Consider the following 18,148-nt stretch of genomic DNA (forward strand, 5'->3'; position numbering starts at 1 on the left):
ATGAATGAAACCCGTTTTTTAGAGTTATTCAATGACTTGGATAAGGTCTTGCGTAGGGTGTGCGGTGTTGCGGATGGGGAATATGCAGATGTAGGCTCTATGTTGACCAAGGCAAAGGAATTGACGCGACATAATCCCGTTGAGGCGAACTGGGATAAACTCTATGTAGCTCGTCAGTTGCGTAATCTCATGGTTCATGAGAAACGAACAGGTTTGAAGGAAGTAGCCCAACCTTCGCAGGAATTGATCACTGTTTTGGAAAAAGTGATAGCCCAGTACCAAGAACCGGTTACCATTGCCGACTATTTACAAAAGACCCAGAAAATTAAGCCGGTTATTTTTGAGGCCAAGGACAAATTGATAAAGGCTTTAGAAATTGTGGAGCAAGAGCATTTTTCTAAGTTTCCTATTTTTTCTGACAAGGTTTATCAAGGCCTGGTTTCTGACAAGGGATTGACAAATTGGTTGGCCAAGGCAAGTAAGGAAACGGGCTCTATACGTGAAAAATTGGTGGGGGCTAGCCTCGAAGACGTACTAGCTTGTGAGGAAGATAGTATTCAGGTAATTGTTCTGCCAATAACAGCCCATCTTTATCAGGTAATTAATTATTTTGAGGGGCGTAAGCGCACAACCGTCCTAGTCAGTCGTCAGGCGAGCGGGAAGCTTCATTCGCCAGAGGATCTTGTTGGTATTGTCACAGCCCAGGACTTGGCAGAGCTTTATGGGATGGTGGATTGAGTGGAGAAAGGAGAAGTCATGTCAACAAATCGTTTAGCTTGGGATGAGTATTTTGCGGCTCAGGCGCTTTTGATTGCCAATCGGGCAACCTGTAAAAGAGCCAAGGTCGGTGCGGTTTTGGTTAAGGACAATAAAGTTATCGCAACAGGCTACAATGGTTCTGTTTCAGGAACCGAACATTGTTTGGATCAGGAATGCCTTATGATTGATGGTCATTGCGCTAGAACCCTGCATGCGGAAGTCAATGCCATTTTACAAGGAGCGGAGCGGGGAATTCCAAAAGGTTTTACTGCCTATGTGACCCATTTTCCATGTCTCAACTGCTCCAAGCAATTGTTACAGGTTGGTTGTAAGCGGGTTGTCTATATCAATGAATACCGCATGGATGACTATGCTCAGTACTTGTATAAAGAAAAGGGCTGTGAGTTGGTTCATTTGCCGCTAGAGGTGGTTAAACAGGCTATCGCAGAAGCGGAATTTATTTAGAAGCGATAGACATTTCAGGAGGCGCTGGTGGATAACAAACAACTGACGCTAGAGCAAGAGAAACAGATTTAAAAATCAGTCGTAGGGACGCTTCTTTGCTCTGATTTTCATTAGGGATACTTCATAAGCTAGGAATTTTGGAGAGAAATATGATTTTTAAAGTAGCGATTTTACAGGCTCGTGCAGAAATTTCAAATATCAAAAGAAATATTGATACTATAATCTGCTCTATGAAGGAAGCAGCAAAAAATGGAGCAGATATTTTGCTACTTCCAGAATGTTTTGTAACAGGTTATGAACTTCCGATGACGTATGAAAAAAGTATATCCTGCGATGACGAAGTGATTATGAAAATATGCGAAGTTGCAAAAGAGTACGATATAGGTGTTGTACTAACATCATTTACAAAAGGAAAAAGACAACCTCAAAATACAGCTTTTGTCATCAATAGGTCCGGCGAAATATTGATGAAATATTCAAAGGTACATACTTGTGATTTTGCTGATGAAAAAGATGTTGAGGCAGGAACTGAATTTAAAGTTTGTGATGTTGATGGCATAAAAATCGGTATAATGACTTGCTATGATAGGGAATATCCTGAGAGTGCAAGAATGCTGATGTTAAAGGGTGCAGAAATTATTCTTGTACCAAATGATTGTGGTTCGATGAGGCCACGTATTCAAGCCTTATCCACTCGAGCGTACGAGAATATGGTTGGAATAGCTATGGCAAATGCTAATGGGGAAAACGCAGGTTGTTCTTGTGCATACAGTCCTATTTGCTGGGACAAGAACGGAATTTGTCTGGATAATACAATTATGTTAGCAGATGATGTGACAGAAGGATTGTATTATGCAGATTTTAATATGGATGCCATAAGAGAATATAGAAGTAGTGAAATGATGGGGAATACATTCAGAAAGGTAGTCGCATATAAAGAATTATTGGACACTACAGTTTCAGAACCATTTATAAGAGGTGGGCAAGAATAGTTGTCTCCTACAAATCCTAATTTTTACCGGTAAGACAATGAAATAAAAGTAAGCACAAACAGTACGAGTTTATTTACTCTTATCATTGAAACAGCAGATTATTTTCTGCTGTTTTTTAGTAAAAGCGTATGATTTACAAGACGAAAAGCCTCAAATCATGTTATAATGGTTATGTTATTAAGTCCCGAAAAGGTAGTTTATAGACTAGTTAATATTTGCAGAAACACTTGAAACACAATTAAAGAAGCTGGTAACATCGAATAGTAAGCGTAAAAACTTTACTACACTTCAGTCACCGTTTTCTTTAAATAAGGCTGATTTCATACAGTCTGGTATTGTCTTTCTCGTTATGTATCTGGAAATTTTCCCTTGCTCAAGACAGAAGTCTTTCGCAAATAGGATTTCCCTTTGCTCAAGGCAGGAGTCTTTCGCAAATAGGATTTCCTTTGCTCAAGGCAGGAGTCTTTCGCAAATAGGGTTTCCCTTTGCTCAAGGCAGGAGTCTTTCGCAAATAGGATTTCCCTTGCTCAAGACAGAAGTCTTTCGCAAATAGGATTTTCCTTTGCTCAAGACAGGAGTCTTTCGCAAAGAACTAGTCTTCGACTAGTTCTTTGTAACCTTAGTAACCCGCTAGGTTTCTAGCATATATTCTATTTTAAGGGGGACATGTTTATGTCAGAACGTAAGTTGTTTACGTCTGAATCTGTTTCGGAGGGTCATCCGGATAAGATTGCAGACCAGATTTCAGATGCCATTTTGGACGCTATTTTAGCAGAGGATCCAGATGCGCACGTAGCGGCAGAGACGGCTGTTTATACAGGTAGTGTTCATGTGTTTGGAGAGATTTCAACCACTGCCTATGTGGATATTAACCGTGTGGTACGTGATACGATTGCGGAGATTGGCTATACAAAAGGTGAGTATGGTTTTTCAGCTGAGTCGGTTGGGGTTCATCCGTCACTTGTAGAGCAATCGCCAGATATTGCCCAAGGCGTCAATGAAGCTTTGGAAACTCGTCAAGATGCTAGTCAAGATCCATTGGATTTGATTGGTGCAGGTGACCAGGGGCTCATGTTTGGTTTTGCAGTAGATGAAACGCCTGAACTTATGCCGTTGCCAATTTCACTTAGTCACAAATTGGTGCGTCGTTTGGCCGAGTTGAGAAAATCTGGTGAAATTGCTTATCTCCGTCCAGATGCTAAGTCACAGGTAACAGTTGAATACGATGAAGACAATCAACCTGTTCGTGTGGATACTGTCGTTATTTCGACCCAGCATGATCCAGAAGTTAGCCAGGAGCAAATTCGTCAGGATGTCATTGAACGTGTGATCAAGGAAATCATTCCAGCTCATTATCTGGATGATCAAACAAACTACTTTATCAACCCAACTGGCCGTTTTGTTATTGGTGGACCTCAAGGGGACTCTGGTTTGACAGGTCGTAAGATTATCGTTGATACTTATGGTGGTTATTCTCGTCATGGTGGCGGTGCCTTCTCTGGTAAGGATGCGACCAAAGTGGACCGTTCTGCCTCTTATGCGGCGCGTTATATCGCAAAAAATATCGTAGCAGCTGGTTTGGCTAAAAAGGCTGAAGTTCAATTGGCTTACGCTATCGGTGTTGCTCAACCAGTTTCAGTTCGCATCGATACATTTGGTACAAGTACAGTGGCTGAGAGTAAATTAGAAGCAGCTGTTCGTCAGATTTTCGATTTGCGCCCAGCGGGAATTATTCAAATGTTAGATCTCAAACGTCCGATTTACAAGCAAACTGCAGCCTATGGACACATGGGACGTACCGATATTGATCTCCCATGGGAGAAATTGGACAAGGTGGAAGCCTTGAAAACTGCGGTTTTGTAATGAAATAGTTGTCCATTTAGTGAGAAGTTTATGAAAGCGTTAATTGTCTTTGCACATCCTAGAAAAGAAAGCTTTACACATTGATCAAGCGATGAAAAGCTTGACTTCAGAATGGCTTTTCAACAGCAACGGTGTTCAAGTCATTGACCATATCTTCTATGGGCGAGTACCTTATTTAACGAGGGAAGAGCTGGAGCTGTATCTCGTGGATGCAAGGGAGCAAATTCAGAGAATTTTTCATAAATGATGAAGAGAGATTCACTAATAGTATATAAATATGAAGGACTGAGTTCATTGGCTCGGTCCTTTTGCTTGCTATATAACTAGCTTTTTCCAAGACTTTATGATAGAATGAAACGTATGCCTTTTTGGGCAAATTAAGAAAGTGAATGTTAGTATGAGAAAAATTGTAATTAATGGTGGAAAAACACTGAAAGGGTCGGTTACCGTTAGTGGTGCAAAAAACTCAGTTGTTGCTCTTATTCCGGCCATTATTCTTGCAGACGGGATTGTTACTCTGGACGGAGTACCTGCAATCTCGGATGTAGATAGCTTAGTTGATATTATGAAAACAATGGGCGCGACGGTCAAGCGTGATGGTGAGACGCTTGAGATTGACCCTCGTGGTGTAAAAGACATGCCTATGCCGTTTGGCAAAATTAATAGCTTGCGTGCATCCTACTATTTTTACGGATCCCTCCTTGGTCGCTTTGGTCAAGCTGTCGTTGGTTTGCCAGGTGGTTGTGATTTGGGACCGCGTCCGATTGATTTGCACTTGAAAGCATTCGCGGCAATGGGAGCTGAGACAACCTATGAAGGTGACTATATGCGCTTGGCAACTAATGGTCAGCGTATTCAAGGGGCACATATCTTCATGGATGTTGTCAGCGTTGGTGCGACGGTTAATACTATTTTAGCAGCCGTCAAAGCAGAAGGCCGTACAGTAATTGAAAATGCGGCGCGTGAACCTGAAATTATTGATGTAGCAACGTTGCTTAACAATATGGGGGCACGTATCCGTGGTGCGGGTACAGATATTATCACCATTGAAGGCGTAGACAGTCTAAAAGGAACACGTCATCAAGTGATTCCAGACCGTATCGAAGCCGGGACTTATATTGCCCTTGCTGCTGCTGTTGGTGAAGGTATTCGCATTGATAATGTCCTTTATGAACACTTAGAGAGTTATATCGCTAAGTTGGAAGAAATGGGTGTTCGCATGACCATTTCTGAAGATAGTATTTATGTTGAAAAGCAAGAGAAATTAAAGACGGTAAGTGTGAAAACTTCACCTTATCCAGGTTTTGCGACAGACTTGCAGCAACCCATTACACCTTTACTGCTTAAAGCAGAAGGTACTGGTACGATTGTTGATACGATTTATGAAAAACGTGTTGGTCATGTGCAGGAGCTTGCAAATCTTGGAGCAAAAATCTCTACTCGTAACAACCATATTGCCTTTGAAGGTCCAAATCAACTGACTGGTACATCTGTTAAAGCTACTGATTTGCGTGCGGGAGCCGCAATGGTTATCGCTGGTTTAATGGCTCAAGGGCGTACAGAAATTACAAACATTGAGTTTATTCTACGTGGTTACTCAAATATTATTGATAAGCTGACAGAATTAGGTGCAGATATTCAATTGATTGAGGATTAGAGAGTCTAATTGAGAACTAGTTTCTCAAAACGTAATCGATTTAAAAAACGAAACAATCTGGGGCTGGGAGTAATTCTCAGCCCCTTGGGTACACTATGACACTTTGGACAAGACTAGCGAAGTTTGCTTGCTTTGAAACGGACCGTTTGTATTTACGACCATTTTCTTTTGAAGATGGAGAAAGTTTCTATGAAATTGTATCAAATCCCGAAAATCTTCCTTTTATCTTTCCAGCTTTGGAGGACAGAAATATTGCTTTTTCGACAATGGTTGAAAAATTTATGCGTTCACCATTGGGAAACTGGGCCTTAGTTGATAAGCATTCGGAGAGGATGATTGGTGCGCTTTGCTTTGAAAAGATAGATGAACGTCAACTTTCTGCGGAGCTCAGCTATTTCCTAAAAAAAGACTACTGGAGAAGAGGTTTGATGACGGAAGCAGTGCGGACTTTAGTCTATCTAGCTTTTTATGAGTTTGGTCTGAGGGAGCTGATTATTGTCACACATGAGGAAAATGTGGCCAGTCAGATGGTGGCGAAAAAAGCTGGTTTGGTACAGGTTGCGCAGTATCGTGGAAGTGACCGCTATAGCCATAAAACAAGAAATTATCTAAAATTTAGCTTGAAGAAGACAGATTTTAAATTAGAAATGTATGAGGAGAATGAATGATTACCATTAAATCACAACGAGAAATTGATGCAATGAACCGTGCTGGAGATGTTCTGGCTGGTATTCATATTGGTTTGCGAGAGATTATCAAGCCAGGCGTGGACATGTGGGAAGTAGAGGAATATGTCCGTAAAACGTGTAAGGAAAAGAATGTTTTGCCACTCCAAATTGGTGTTGATGGAGAATTGATGGATTATCCTTATGCAACTTGTTGTGGATTGAATGACGAGGTCGCTCATGCCTTTCCGCGTCATTACAAACTTAAAGAAGGTGATTTACTGAAGGTCGATATGGTTTTGAGTGAGCCCTTAGACAAAGCGGTAGTTGATGTTTCTAAGCTCAACTTTAATGATGTCAAGGCTATGAAGAAAATCACCCAGACCTATCGTGGTGGTTGTGCGGATTCCTGCTGGGCTTATGCGGTTGGTCAGGTCTCTGAGGAAGTTCAAAACTTGATGGACGTGACCAAGGAATGTTTGTATCGTGGTATCGAGCAAGCCGTTGTTGGTAATCGTATCGGTGATATTGGTGCAGCTATTCAAGAATATGCAGAATGTTTGGGCTACGGTGTTGTTCGTGACTTGGTGGGTCACGGCGTTGGACCAACCTTCCACGAAGAGCCGATGGTTCCTCACTATGGAACTAAAGGGCGTGGACTCCGTTTGCGTGAGGGCATGGTTTTGACTATCGAGCCTATGATTAATACAGGGACTTGGGAAATCGATACTGATATGAAGACTGGTTGGGCTCACAAAACACTTGATGGTGGCTTATCTTGCCAATATGAGCATCAGTTTGTCATTACTAAGGATGGTCCAGTCATTTTGACGAGTCAAGGTGAAGAAGGGACCTATTAATTCTAGGAGAGGTCGTGAATAATAGGAGAATGAGGAAGGAGGAGAGAATGAAGAAAACCAAAATAGTTGAAGGTTTGAAAACATTCTGCTCAACCTTCTTTTCTTTTTATCGTTCTGCTGATAGCGATGTAACAAGTGTTGCAGTAGCTTACTATTTGTTAATTTCTATTTTCCCTATTCTTCTAACTCTTGCGAATTTACTGCCCTATTATCCATTTGATGTGGATATGATTTTATCGGTTATAGCTGAATTTGTGCCAGACAAGCTCTATCCTTCGGTTTCATCTTTTATCACTTCTGTATTAACAAAGCCGTCGTCATCGTGGTTAGGGATTTCAATTCTGACCACTCTTTGGACCCTGTCACGTAGTATGACCATTTTGCAGAAGGCTTTTAATAAGGCTTATGGCATCAATGAACACCGTGATTTTATTATTGGGCACTTGATTGGCATATTTTTAGGAATTGGTCTGCAGGTAATTATCCTCTTAAGTATTACGCTTTTGACTTTCGGGCAGGCAGTTTTTTCTTATATTAATAAGCTGGTTCCTATTGAAGATGCCTGGCTGAAGGGACTTCTTAGTCAAACACAGTTAGTAGGTTTAATGGCTCTGTTTGCCGCCTTGGTTATGCTTTATTTCTTTTTGCCAAATGTTCGGATAAAGAAAGTTCGATATGTTTTTCCAGGAACCTTGTTTGTTCTGTTGACGATGACTTCTATTGGAAAGTTATTTTCGATTTATGTTGATAATTATGCCAATCGATTGCTAGATTTTAGAATAGTAACAGCTGTCGTCTTTCTTGTTTTTATGCTTTGGTTCATTTTTATGGCTCAGGTACTCATCATTGGTGCAATGATTAATGCTACGGTTCAAAGTATGCAGGTAGAAGAGTTTCATGCCAGAGATGGGGATATTGTTTCAATCTTGAATAGGCTAAAGGCAAGATTTACAGCAATAGATAAAGAATGAGGTGGGAGAATTCCCACCTCATTTCTTATCTTTAAATACAAATAATTTACTTAAAACGTAGTTTAGGACAATAACTAAGACTTGCGAGAAAAGTGTCGCAATGGCATTGACCAGGTTGATGTTGTTATGTACAAATTGTCCAATCAATTGTGGATAGGCAGCTACGAGTATATAGGCTAAAGCCATATCCAAAACAAGAGTGACAATTCGAGCGGTAGTGAATTTGATGAGGCGTTGGAACCAGCCTTCCCTTACTTGCTTAAATACAAAGCGATCATTTGTCCAAAAGGCAAAGAGGATAGCTACTGCATTGGCTAAAAGAGTTACTAGCAGAATGGATGGGATGAACAGAAAGAGTCCCATACGGGTAATCATATAAACAAGGGTTGCTGCCACACCTGCAATCAAATAGAGAATCACTTCGTTATTGATGAGTTGATAAAATAGTTTTTTCATAGGACTAGTCTATCATTTTTAGGAAAAATATGCTATACTAATCAACGTTGTTGACAAATTCAATGACCCTTGGGGCTTGCTCACTTTACCCAAGCATATTTTAAGCTTTTTCGCTAAAGGAGAATTTTATGAATACATCTAAATGGACTGCCAGAGATATGGCAGAAATTGCTCTTGTTGCGGCGATTTATGTCGCTCTTACCTTGACGCCGCCATTGAATGCTATTTCCTTCGGGGCTGTTCAGTTTCGTTTGTCTGAAATGCTCAATTTCTTGGCTTTTTATAATCGTAAGTATATTATCGCTGTGACCATTGGTTGCATGATTTCCAACTTGATTGGTTTTGGTGTGATTGACCTCTTTGTGGGTGGATTCTCGACATTAATCTTCGTTACCTTGGGAGTTATTCTGTTTGAAAAATACAAGAAGGACTATCTATTCGGTGGATTATTTAACAAGGCTTTCTTTTATTTCTCATTCTTTTTTGCGGCAACTATGTTTACCATTGCTTTAGAATTAAAAGTCTTATATGATTTACCATTCTTTCTAACTTGGTTGACAACAGCAGCAGGAGAATTGCTTTCTCTATTAGTTGGAGCTGTTATTATCGATAAACTATCCAAGAAAATAAATTTTGAAAAGTAAGTATACAATAAATGTGAGCAGACACTTTCGGGTGTCTTTTATTTTTAGGTCGCATTATTTTGTATTGATTGACAATTTAGTTTATACTGGGGATAGAAGAAATAGGAGGTCTTTTATGACAAGATATACGTTTTCAAATGGTGTAACTGTTCCTAAAATTGGTTTTGGAACTTGGCAGATACCAGATGGTGAAGTGGCGTACGGTGCGGTTTCTTATGCATTGGAAGCTGGTTATCTCCATATTGATACTGCTCAAATTTATGGCAATGAAGCTAGTGTTGGTCGGGCTATAGCTGATAGTGGCCTAGCTCGTGAGGACATTTTTTTAACAACTAAGGTTTGGAATGATAAGATTGGCTATGAAGATACCCTTGCTTCAGTAGAAGAATCCATGCAAAAACTTCAGGTGGATTATCTGGATTTATTACTGATTCATTGGCCAAATCCAAAGGCTAGTCGTGAGACGATTGGATGGAAAAAACGGAATGCCCAGGTTTGGAAGGCATTAGAAGAGCTCTATCGTGCTGGAAAAGTGAAAGTAATTGGAGTTTCTAACTTTATGGAACACCATCTAGAAGCTTTACTGGAAACGGCTGAGATTATCCCGATGGCTAATCAGATTATGTTAGCTCCAGGAACTCTTCAGTCAGAATTAGTTGCTTACTGCAAATCCAAAGGCATTCTCTTGGAGGCCTATAGCCCATTTGGTACAGGGACCCTTTTCCAAAGTCAAGAAGCAGCAGAACTAGCTAATGAAGCAGGTTGCAGTGTGGCCCAGTTAGCACTGGCTTGGTCTTTAGATAAAGGCTTTCTCCCTCTCCCGAAATCAACTAGTCCAGAAAATATTAAGGCGAATTTGGAAATTGATGGCTTGGCTATTAGTCCGACAGCAGTTGCAAAGTTGGATAAACTAGAAGGAGTGAAAGGTCGACTTGACCCGGATCAGGCTGAATTTTAATTAGCTATTGAGAGCATGTAGTTTATCTACGTGCTTTTTCTATTGAGTCACTTGTACCGCTTTCATGCTATAATAGTAGCTATGGAAGAAAAATATTTGAAAATTGCTCAGGAATTGGGCGTTAGTTTAAAACAGATTGATACGGTTTTGGCTTTGACAGCTGAAGGCAACACTATTCCCTTTATCGCTCGTTATCGGAAGGATGTGACAGGGAACTTGGACGAGGTGGTCATCAAATCCATCATCGATCGGGATAAGGCCTTGACTGCTCTTGCTGACCGTAAGGCAACAGTTCTTGCCAAGATTGAAGAGCAGGGCAAATTAACAGACCAGCTCCGTCAGGCTATCGAGGAAGCGGAAAAGCTGGCAGATGTGGAAGAGCTCTACCTGCCTTATAAGGAAAAACGTCGGACCAAGGCAACGGTGGCGCGTGAGGCTGGACTGTTCCCGCTGGCTCGTCTAATTTTGCAGAATGTGGCTGACTTGGAAGAACAGGCTGCTGCTTTTATCTGCGAGGGTTTTGACACTGCCCAGGCTTGTTTGGCAGGTGCTGTGGATATTTTGGTCGAAGCTATCTCAGAAGACAATAAGCTTCGAGCCTGGGTCTACCATGAAGTACAGACTAATTCAAGCCTTACTTCAGAGTTAAAGGATCAAGAAGCAGACGAGAAAGAAGTCTTTCAGATTTACTATGCTTTTTCTGAGAAAGTGGCAAAAATGCAGGGTTATAAGACCTTGGCTATCAATCGTGGGGAGAAATTAGGCGTTCTCAAAGTTTCTTTTGAACACAATGTGGATAAAATGATCCGTTTCTTCGAACTGCGTTTTCCACAGTCTAATAGCTATATTAAGGATGTCATTCAGCAGGCGATCAAGAAGAAAATTTTGCCTGCTATGGAGCGTCGTATTCGAACAGAATTGACGGAAGAAGCAGAAGAAGGAGCAATCCAGCTCTTCTCTAAAAACCTACGAAATCTGCTTCTTGTATCTCCCCTCAAAGGCAAGGTTGTCCTTGGTTTTGACCCTGCCTTTCGGACAGGGGCTAAGCTGGCAGTTGTTGACCAGACTGGAAAACTCTTGACAACCCAGGTCATCTATCCAGTTGAGCCGGCTGGTCAGCGACAAATTGCTCAGGCCAAGAAAGACTTGGCAGACTTGATTGGGCAATACCAAGTGGAAATTATTGCTATCGGAAATGGAACGGCCAGCCGTGAGTCGGAGGCTTTCGTCGCTGATTTGCTCAAGGATTTCCCAGAAGTTTCTTATGTCATCGTCAATGAAAGCGGAGCCTCTGTCTACTCAGCTTCTGAACTGGCTCGATATGAGTTCCCAGACCTCCCTGTGGAAAAACGCTCTGCCATTTCCATCGCCCGCCGTCTGCAAGACCCTCTGGCAGAGCTGGTGAAAATCGATCCCAAGTCTATCGGTGTCGGCCAGTACCAGCACGATGTTAACCAGAAATCTCTGTCTGAAAGTCTGGACTTTGTAGTCGATACGGTGGTCAACCAGGTCGGGGTCAATGTCAATACGGCAAGTCCTGCCCTTTTGGCTCACGTGGCTGGTCTCAATAAGACCATTTCGGAGAATATCGTCAAGTACCGCGAGGAAAATGGAGCCCTGACCTCTCGCCAGCAGCTCAAAAAGGTGCCTCGTCTGGGTGACAAGGCCTTTGAGCAGGCAGCTGGTTTCTTGCGGATTCCAGATGCGACAAACTTTTTGGACAATACTGGCGTGCACCCCGAGTCTTACAAGGCTGTGGAAAACCTGTTAGAACTTCTAGCGATTGACCACTTAGATGAGGCTGCGCAGGAAAAATTGAAGCAGGTAGCTATCGCAGATACGGCTGAAAAAATCGGTGTCGGTCAGGAAACCTTGAAGGACATCATCGCAGACTTGCTCAAGCCAGGTCGTGATTTACGGGATGACTTTGAGGCACCAGTCCTTCGTCAAGATGTCTTGGATGTTAAGGACTTGGTGGTAGGTCAGGAATTGCAGGGGACAGTCCGCAATATTGTGGACTTTGGAGCCTTTGTGGACATCGGTGTCCATGAAGATGGCTTGATTCACATTTCACGCATGGTCAAACGTAAACGGGATAAGAATGGACGCCAACAAGCCTTACCGCATCCTAGCGAAGTCCTCGCTGTTGGGGAAATTGTAACCGTATGGGTGGTTGAAGTGGACATCAAACGCAACCGAATCGGTCTTAGCCTTTTGAAACCAAATGGATCTGAATAAGTATGTGCAAGAAGTTTCCTTGCAAGACTTCGGTAAGGAATTTCGGCATCAGGCTGTCTGGAACAGGCGATTGCGGTCAACAGGTGGTCGCTTTTTTCCAAGAGATGGGCATTTGGATTTCAATCCCAAGCACTTGGAGGAGCAAGGCTTAGAAGTCTTTCGGAAGATTGTCCGCCACGAGCTCTGCCATTACCATCTTTACTTTGAGAAGAAAGGCTATCGGCATGGAGATAGGGACTTCAAGGAACTGCTGGCTGCGGTGGACGGCCTGCGCTATGCTCCCAAACTGGAACAAACTGCCAAGCCAAGCCTGCTTTATAGCTGTCAGTCCTGTGGACAAGTCTACCAGCGCAAGCGCCGCATTGACCTAAAAAAATACCGATGTGGGAAGTGTAGGGGCAAACTTACTTTGAAAGAATAGAGAATCAGTCTTCGGGCTGATTTTTTTGTGGAGAAATGTGATATACTAGAGTAGAATTGAGGTGAGTCTATGACGCAAAAGAGAGAAGAACGCTTAATTGAGTTATATGAAAAAGGTGTCTTGACCAAGGAAGAGGCGCGTGCCTGTTTTAAGGAAATGAATCAAGAACCAGACTTTCTTTTTGTGGAAGAAAAAGTAAAATTGAATTTTACCTTGCCAAGTTTTAAGGTCTTTGCTTCCTCCAAATTGAAACAATCCTATAGTTTTGAAGGGATTGAATCACTCTTTTTAAAATTATCTGAGGGGCGTCTAACTTTGGCTAAGTCTAAAAATAATCAGATTAGTGTGGAGATTTGCTATAATCAAGATGCACCAGAAGATAAGCTTCCTCGTCTTTATGTTGAAAAAAAGGGGCTTTATTTTCACAGTAGTTTGGCCTGTCGTTTGACAATCAACTTACCTCAGGAATGGATGTCAGTACTAGATGTAGAACTTGGTCAAGCAGATGCTCGCTTGGATTACTTACCATTTGAAGATATTTCTATCCGCAGTTCAAGGGATAAAAAACAACAGGATATTCGCTTGACGACTTGCGGTGGTTATCCCCAACACTTGTATGTGCAACTAGCTCAGGCTCCCTTGACTTTACAAACTGGCAAAGGCCAGGGAATTCGGGGGCAGATTGAGTCGCAATCAGGTCATGTCTTGGTTAACCGGAAAAAGAAAAATAGTCCCTATCAGTTTGAAAAATCTGGCAATGATTTACTTTTCTTGAAGGTACAAACAGGTCAAGGGGGATTTTACGTGAAAGGAATAAAAGATGTCAATTGAATTATATAAAGTAAGGCAGGGGAAGATAGTATCTGGGGTTCTTGCCGGCATAGCGCATAAATTGGGCTGGGAATCCTGGGTAACACGCGCGATATTTATTGCAGGTCTCCTCTTAGGCAAATCCTTCCTCCTTCTGATTGCTCTCTATATTGCAGCAGCTTATTTTTTACCTTATAAGGAAGATAGGGACGCGGAACGCTATGGAACAGGTCCACGTAAGATAAAAGAAGCGGAAAAGATAAATAAGTCTTGGTTTGAATAATGCAAAAAAACTTGAGTTTAAAGGCTCAAGTTTTTTGTATGCTTAGTTTGTGTGGCTGGCGATGATGCCCATTTGGCCTGTAAAGGTCCAGTCTGTCACATTGGCTGGTAAGATAAAGTGGCTTCCTTTTTGAAGTGGGTAGTTGGTCTCACCGACTTGGATGGCACCTTCCCCTTCGATGACACTGACAAGCAGGTAGGGAACTGTCTGTTCCATTTTGATTTCTTGTTGGATATTCCATTTATATACGGTAAAGAAGGGATTGGCAACCAGAAGTGTTGAGTCAAGATTGCCCGCTTTGAGGTGGGCAGGTGTTGAATTAGCAACAGGTCCGATGGTCAGTACATCAATCGATTTCTCAATGTGTAGTTCACGGAGGTTGCCTGCATCGTCACGGCGGTCAAAGTCATAGACACGGTAGGTTGTATCGCTAGATTGTTGGGTTTCTAAAATAAGGATTCCCTTACCAATGGCGTGCATGGTGCCGCTTGGTACAAAGAAGAAATCACCCTTTTTGACAGGTACATGGGTCAACAGCTTGTCCCAATCTCCAGCTTCGATTTGCTGACGGAGTTCTTCTTTGGATTGGGCATTGTGGCCATAAATGATTTCAGCTCCGTCTTCGGCTTCTAAAATGTACCAACATTCTGTCTTGCCCAGTTCCCCTTCGTGAGCTAAGCCATAGCTATCATCGGGATGGACTTGGACGCTAAGCCAATCGTCTGCATCAAGGATTTTTGTTAATAATGGAAAGACATCATCTGTTGGATTGCCAAATAAATGTTTTTCATTCTTATAGAGGTCATCCAGTCCTCTTCCTTTATATTGACCGTTTGAGACAGTTGTTACGCCATTTGGATGGGCAGAAATAGCCCAGCATTCACCAGTCTTTTCACTAGGAATGTCGTAGTGGTAGTTGGTCCTTAGGCGATTGCCCCCCCAAATTTTTTCGTGCATAACAGGTGTGAGAAACAATGGTTCCATGATTTTCTCCTTAGTAGTAAGTATTAATCTATATAAAGTATAACAGATTTGTTAGAAATATGTAGCACTGGGAGGGAAGTGCATTTAATCTGTGGAAGTTTTGCTAATTTTGTGAGAAAAAGAAAGAAACTCATTCTTTTTACCAAATCAGCCACTTGTTTTTCCCCCAACCCCTAGCTTATGGTATAATATAATAAAACTGAAAGTGAGGGAAGAAATGACCGTTTATGTGAAAGATTTGGTCGATAATCTGCGGATTGAATGTGCTTACAGTACGGAAGAGCTCCTGCAAAAGCAAATTACGACGGCAGATATTACCCGACCAGGATTGGAAATGACTGGCTATTTTGATTACTATGCTCCAGAGCGCATCCAGTTGATAGGGATGAAGGAGTGGTCTTATTTGATGGCCATGACTGCCCATAACCGCTATCAGGTTCTTTCTCAGATGTTCCAGCCAGAAACTCCTGTTGTCATAGTGGCACGTGGTTTGGAAATCCCTGAGGAGATGTACAAGGCTGCAAAAGAAAAACAAATTGCTATCTGTCGAAGCAAGACAGCAACCAGTCGTCTATCGGGAGAATTGTCTTCTTACTTGGATAGTCGCCTGGCTCAGCGGACGAGTGTACACGGTGTCTTGATGGACATTTACGGTATGGGTGTGCTTATCCAGGGCGATTCTGGTATCGGTAAGAGTGAGACTGGTCTTGAGTTGGTTAAACGAGGACACCGATTGGTGGCTGATGACCGTGTTGATGTCTATGCAAAAGACGATGTCACTCTCTGGGGTGAACCTGCGGAAATTCTGCGCCACTTATTAGAGATTCGAGGAGTCGGCATTATCGACATCATGAGTCTATACGGTGCTAGTGCCGTGAAAGATTCATCAGAAGTGCAATTAGCTGTCTATCTTGAAAATTTTGAAACAGGTAAGGTATTTGACCGTTTGGGAAACTCTTGCGATACTATTGAAATAGCAGGAATTGCTATTCCACAAATACGTATTCCTGTAAAAACTGGTCGAAATATTTCTGTCGTAATTGAAGCTGCAGCCATGAACTACCGTGCCAAACAGATGGGGTTTGATGCAACGAAGATCTTCGAAGAACGCTTGTCAAATCTAATTGAACACAATAGAGAAGAGGCTTAATATGGATCCTATTGCGATTAAATTAGGTCCCTTAGAAATTCGTTGGTATGCAATCTGCATTTTGCTTGGTCTGATTCTAGGTGTTTATCTGGCGACAAAAGAGGGACCACGAAAGAAAATCCGTCAGGATGATATTTTAGATTTTATTCTAATCGCATTTCCGCTCTCGATTATAGGGGCACGGATTTACTATGTAGCCTTTTCATGGAGTGAATATAAGGATAACATTTTATCTATCTTCGCTATCTGGAACGGTGGTATTGCCATCTATGGTGGTTTGATTACAGGTGCAATCGTCCTTTATTTCTTTACCCAGTATCGCTTTATTAATACCCTGGATTTTTTGGATATTGTAGCGCCATCGGTCATGATTGCTCAAGCAATCGGTCGTTGGGGAAATTTCTTTAACCAAGAGGCCTATGGTAAGGCAGTAGAAAGTTTGAACTACCTGCCAGCCTTTATCCGAGACCAGATGTATATTGATGGTGCCTACCGTCAACCAACCTTCTTGTTTGAGTCTCTTTGGAATTTGCTAGGCTTTGGCTTGGTTTGTGTGTTACGTAGACGGCCAAAATTCCTTAAACAGGGAGAAATTACAGCTTTCTACCTAGTCTGGTATGGTTGTGGTCGCCTTTTGATAGAAGGCTTGCGGACGGACAGCCTCATGTTCTTGGGAATACGTATTTCACAATGGCTATCTGGGGTGTTAATCCTCGTTGGTATTATCATGGTTGTGTTGCGGAGAAGAAAGTCTTCTGTTCCATTCTATCAACCCTAAAGGAGAAGATATGATTATTGAAATTTCTGTCTTGATTATTGCCTTGTCCATCGCGGCGGTGGCAGTATATATTGTTTTGTTGTTGAAAAAATTGGGTACGGTAACAGATGAAGCCCAGCAAACGCTTAAGGTCTTGACCAGCGATGTCAATGTGACTCTCTATCAGACCAACGAGCTTTTGGCTAAAACCAATGTCTTAGTCGAAGATGTAAATGGTAAGGTTTCGACCCTTGATCCTCTTTTTGTAGCGGTAGCTGACTTGTCAACTTCTGTATCAGATTTGAATGCTTCAGCGCGTGATTTGACAGTCAAAGCTAAGTCTGCTGGAGCAAGTACTGTAAAAGCCGGCGGAGCTCTTTCAGCTCTGTCAACTCTCTCATCTCTCTTAGGTAAGAAAGGAGAAAAAAATGGTAAAAAAATCTAGTAGCGTGTGGACTAGCCTTTTGTTAGGGGCAGCAGGCGGAGCTGCTGCAGCTGCTTTTCTAGCAAGTAAAACTGGTAAAACAGTCAAAGAAAAAGTTGTAAACTTTGCTAATGACTATAAAGAAAACCATGAAGAAATCAATGCTGATTTTGTCAATAAGGCACAAGATTTAGGCAAACAAGCGACTGAACGATTTACCGAAGTAAAAACTCAACTTGAAACTGGTGAATTGACAGTAGAAGATTTGGTCAAGTCTGGTAAAGAAAAATCCTTGGAAACATTTGAGCAAATCAAGGAAAAAATTGCGGAACAAAACTTGTCAACGGCTGACATTTTGGAAGCTATCAAGGCAAAAACTGCTAAAGCTCCGACAGTGGATTTGACAGAAGAAGATATTGAGGATGCTGTAGTTGTGTCTGAAGATATTGAGCTTACAATTGATGATGTCATCATCGAACCTGTATCAGAAACCGTTTCAGAAGTAGCAAGCGAAACTGCCTCAGAAACAGTTGAAGGATAAAATGAAACTAGCTTAGAATTTTCTAGGCTAGTTTTGTTATCTGATTATCATTTGTTTTGTGTAAATTAATACTCAATGAAAATCAAAAGTAGCCTAGGAAACGAAGCCGAAGATAGAACTGGAGTTCATCAAGGCAAGTTGACAACGGATAATTTTGATTTTAGAAGAGTATAAAAGCAGATAATTTCAGGGATTTAATATGTTTGAATGGATGAAGACGGGAATCTATAATAAGGTAGTTGATGTCTCA

20 protein-coding genes, 1 pseudogene and 1 riboswitch are annotated in these 18,148 nt (G+C 41.8%); of the genes and pseudogenes, 19 read left to right on the plus strand and 2 right to left on the minus strand.

Features of this window, described 5'->3' with window-relative positions; genetic code table 11:
• From ODU39_RS05305 to ODU39_RS05345, 9 genes and pseudogenes are all read left to right on the plus strand, one after another.
• Positions 1-738 carry a hypothetical protein gene (locus tag ODU39_RS05305; protein WP_398580050.1) on the plus strand — a complete coding sequence of 246 codons (738 nt, stop codon included), beginning with the start codon at positions 1-3 and terminating at the stop codon, positions 736-738.
• An 18-nt stretch (positions 739-756) separates the two neighbouring features.
• Positions 757-1,224 (plus strand): cytidine/deoxycytidylate deaminase family protein, encoded by a 468-nt coding sequence (locus tag ODU39_RS05310; RefSeq protein ID WP_024389949.1) that lies wholly within the window; start codon positions 757-759, stop codon positions 1,222-1,224.
• Between the two features lie 149 nt (positions 1,225-1,373).
• Positions 1,374-2,216, plus strand: coding sequence for a carbon-nitrogen hydrolase family protein (locus ODU39_RS05315; protein WP_398580049.1), 843 nt, complete (start codon positions 1,374-1,376; stop codon positions 2,214-2,216).
• 672 nt (positions 2,217-2,888) lie between these two features.
• Positions 2,889-4,079: a methionine adenosyltransferase gene (gene metK / locus ODU39_RS05320; protein ID WP_044672032.1), complete on the plus strand. Its 1,191-nt coding sequence runs from the start codon at positions 2,889-2,891 to the stop codon at positions 4,077-4,079.
• A gap of 79 nt (positions 4,080-4,158) precedes the next feature.
• A pseudogene (locus ODU39_RS05325) lies at positions 4,159-4,326 on the plus strand (flavodoxin family protein); the annotation flags it as partial.
• Positions 4,327-4,476: 150 nt separating this feature from the next.
• Positions 4,477-5,736 (plus strand): UDP-N-acetylglucosamine 1-carboxyvinyltransferase, encoded by a 1,260-nt coding sequence (locus ODU39_RS05330; RefSeq protein ID WP_398580048.1) that lies wholly within the window; start codon positions 4,477-4,479, stop codon positions 5,734-5,736.
• Positions 5,737-5,831: 95 nt separating this feature from the next.
• Positions 5,832-6,404: a GNAT family N-acetyltransferase gene (locus ODU39_RS05335; protein ID WP_044753953.1), complete on the plus strand. Its 573-nt coding sequence runs from the start codon at positions 5,832-5,834 to the stop codon at positions 6,402-6,404.
• Entirely contained in the window at positions 6,401-7,261 is an 861-nt protein-coding gene (locus ODU39_RS05340) for a methionyl aminopeptidase (protein ID WP_074411840.1), read from the plus strand. Before ODU39_RS05335 ends, ODU39_RS05340 begins: the two co-directional genes overlap by 4 nt.
• Positions 7,262-7,308: 47 nt before the next feature.
• Complete coding sequence (locus ODU39_RS05345; RefSeq protein WP_398580047.1) at positions 7,309-8,232, plus strand: YihY/virulence factor BrkB family protein; 924 nt, start codon at positions 7,309-7,311, stop codon at positions 8,230-8,232.
• An 18-nt stretch (positions 8,233-8,250) separates the two neighbouring features.
• Here the strand turns inward: ODU39_RS05345 and ODU39_RS05350 are convergent, their stop codons facing one another.
• Positions 8,251-8,688 carry a GtrA family protein gene (locus tag ODU39_RS05350; RefSeq protein WP_024384996.1) on the minus strand — a complete coding sequence of 146 codons (438 nt, stop codon included), beginning with the start codon at positions 8,686-8,688 and terminating at the stop codon, positions 8,251-8,253.
• Between the two features lie 28 nt (positions 8,689-8,716).
• Positions 8,717-8,819: riboswitch (PreQ1 riboswitch) on the plus strand.
• On the opposite strand from ODU39_RS05350, the gene ODU39_RS05355 reads away from it, so the two are divergent.
• The 6 genes from ODU39_RS05355 (at position 8,817) to ODU39_RS05380 (ending at position 14,042) form a co-directional block, all read left to right on the plus strand.
• Positions 8,817-9,332, plus strand: coding sequence for a QueT transporter family protein (locus ODU39_RS05355; RefSeq protein WP_172013420.1), 516 nt, complete (start codon positions 8,817-8,819; stop codon positions 9,330-9,332). It overlaps the preceding riboswitch by 3 nt.
• 115 nt (positions 9,333-9,447) lie before the next feature.
• Positions 9,448-10,290, plus strand: coding sequence for an aldo/keto reductase (locus ODU39_RS05360; protein WP_398580046.1), 843 nt, complete (start codon positions 9,448-9,450; stop codon positions 10,288-10,290).
• 81 nt (positions 10,291-10,371) lie between these two features.
• Complete coding sequence (locus ODU39_RS05365; RefSeq protein ID WP_398580045.1) at positions 10,372-12,528, plus strand: Tex family protein; 2,157 nt, start codon at positions 10,372-10,374, stop codon at positions 12,526-12,528.
• Entirely contained in the window at positions 12,515-12,949 is a 435-nt protein-coding gene (locus ODU39_RS05370) for a SprT family protein (protein WP_398580044.1), read from the plus strand. Before ODU39_RS05365 ends, ODU39_RS05370 begins: the two co-directional genes overlap by 14 nt.
• A 69-nt stretch (positions 12,950-13,018) precedes the next feature.
• Complete coding sequence (locus tag ODU39_RS05375) at positions 13,019-13,780, plus strand: hypothetical protein (RefSeq protein WP_024384992.1); 762 nt, start codon at positions 13,019-13,021, stop codon at positions 13,778-13,780.
• A complete protein-coding gene (locus tag ODU39_RS05380) occupies positions 13,770-14,042 on the plus strand; it encodes a PspC domain-containing protein (RefSeq protein ID WP_002936774.1) in 273 nt (90 codons plus the stop codon). Before ODU39_RS05375 ends, ODU39_RS05380 begins: the two co-directional genes overlap by 11 nt.
• A 42-nt stretch (positions 14,043-14,084) precedes the next feature.
• On the opposite strand, the gene manA is transcribed toward ODU39_RS05380, so the two are convergent.
• On the minus strand, positions 14,085-15,029 hold the full coding sequence (gene manA, locus ODU39_RS05385) for a mannose-6-phosphate isomerase, class I (RefSeq protein WP_398580067.1): 945 nt from the start codon (positions 15,027-15,029) through the stop codon (positions 14,085-14,087).
• 214 nt (positions 15,030-15,243) lie between these two features.
• Here manA and hprK point away from each other — a divergent pair, with 214 nt between their 5' ends.
• From hprK to ODU39_RS05405, 4 genes are read left to right on the plus strand one after another with little or no spacing between them, the layout of a single operon-like run.
• Positions 15,244-16,176, plus strand: coding sequence for an HPr(Ser) kinase/phosphatase (gene hprK / locus ODU39_RS05390; RefSeq protein ID WP_398580043.1), 933 nt, complete (start codon positions 15,244-15,246; stop codon positions 16,174-16,176).
• A gap of 1 nt (position 16,177) precedes the next feature.
• Positions 16,178-16,954: a prolipoprotein diacylglyceryl transferase gene (gene lgt, locus ODU39_RS05395; protein ID WP_398580042.1), complete on the plus strand. Its 777-nt coding sequence runs from the start codon at positions 16,178-16,180 to the stop codon at positions 16,952-16,954.
• Between the two features lie 13 nt (positions 16,955-16,967).
• Entirely contained in the window at positions 16,968-17,378 is a 411-nt protein-coding gene (locus ODU39_RS05400; RefSeq protein ID WP_024376744.1) for a DUF948 domain-containing protein, read from the plus strand.
• Entirely contained in the window at positions 17,362-17,898 is a 537-nt protein-coding gene (locus tag ODU39_RS05405) for a YtxH domain-containing protein (RefSeq protein ID WP_002936752.1), read from the plus strand. Before ODU39_RS05400 ends, ODU39_RS05405 begins: the two co-directional genes overlap by 17 nt.
• Positions 17,899-18,148: the final 250 nt, after the last annotated feature.

It is taken from the genome of Streptococcus sp. 2021WUSS126 (assembly GCF_044427255.1).
GTDB lineage: Bacteria > Bacillota > Bacilli > Lactobacillales > Streptococcaceae > Streptococcus > Streptococcus hashimotonensis.

Excerpts from the sequence above, each read along its gene's own strand:
- metK (WP_044672032.1), top strand. The coding sequence starts at position 2,889 with ATGTCAGAACGTAAGTTGTTTACGTCTGAATCTGTTTCGGAGGGTCAT.
- ODU39_RS05305 (WP_398580050.1), top strand. The coding sequence starts at position 1 with ATGAATGAAACCCGTTTTTTAGAGTTATTCAATGACTTGGATAAGGTC.
- hprK (WP_398580043.1), top strand. The coding sequence starts at position 15,244 with ATGACCGTTTATGTGAAAGATTTGGTCGATAATCTGCGGATTGAATGT.
- ODU39_RS05370 (WP_398580044.1), top strand. The coding sequence starts at position 12,515 with ATGGATCTGAATAAGTATGTGCAAGAAGTTTCCTTGCAAGACTTCGGT.
- ODU39_RS05335 (WP_044753953.1), top strand. The coding sequence starts at position 5,832 with ATGACACTTTGGACAAGACTAGCGAAGTTTGCTTGCTTTGAAACGGAC.
- ODU39_RS05340 (WP_074411840.1), top strand. The coding sequence starts at position 6,401 with ATGATTACCATTAAATCACAACGAGAAATTGATGCAATGAACCGTGCT.
- ODU39_RS05405 (WP_002936752.1), top strand. The coding sequence starts at position 17,362 with ATGGTAAAAAAATCTAGTAGCGTGTGGACTAGCCTTTTGTTAGGGGCA.
- ODU39_RS05310 (WP_024389949.1), top strand. The coding sequence starts at position 757 with ATGTCAACAAATCGTTTAGCTTGGGATGAGTATTTTGCGGCTCAGGCG.
- ODU39_RS05350 (WP_024384996.1), bottom strand. The coding sequence starts at position 8,688 with ATGAAAAAACTATTTTATCAACTCATCAATAACGAAGTGATTCTCTAT.
- ODU39_RS05365 (WP_398580045.1), top strand. The coding sequence starts at position 10,372 with ATGGAAGAAAAATATTTGAAAATTGCTCAGGAATTGGGCGTTAGTTTA.
- ODU39_RS05380 (WP_002936774.1), top strand. The coding sequence starts at position 13,770 with ATGTCAATTGAATTATATAAAGTAAGGCAGGGGAAGATAGTATCTGGG.
- lgt (WP_398580042.1), top strand. The coding sequence starts at position 16,178 with ATGGATCCTATTGCGATTAAATTAGGTCCCTTAGAAATTCGTTGGTAT.
- ODU39_RS05330 (WP_398580048.1), top strand. The coding sequence starts at position 4,477 with ATGAGAAAAATTGTAATTAATGGTGGAAAAACACTGAAAGGGTCGGTT.
- ODU39_RS05345 (WP_398580047.1), top strand. The coding sequence starts at position 7,309 with ATGAAGAAAACCAAAATAGTTGAAGGTTTGAAAACATTCTGCTCAACC.
- ODU39_RS05375 (WP_024384992.1), top strand. The coding sequence starts at position 13,019 with ATGACGCAAAAGAGAGAAGAACGCTTAATTGAGTTATATGAAAAAGGT.
- ODU39_RS05360 (WP_398580046.1), top strand. The coding sequence starts at position 9,448 with ATGACAAGATATACGTTTTCAAATGGTGTAACTGTTCCTAAAATTGGT.
- ODU39_RS05315 (WP_398580049.1), top strand. The coding sequence starts at position 1,374 with ATGATTTTTAAAGTAGCGATTTTACAGGCTCGTGCAGAAATTTCAAAT.
- ODU39_RS05355 (WP_172013420.1), top strand. The coding sequence starts at position 8,817 with ATGAATACATCTAAATGGACTGCCAGAGATATGGCAGAAATTGCTCTT.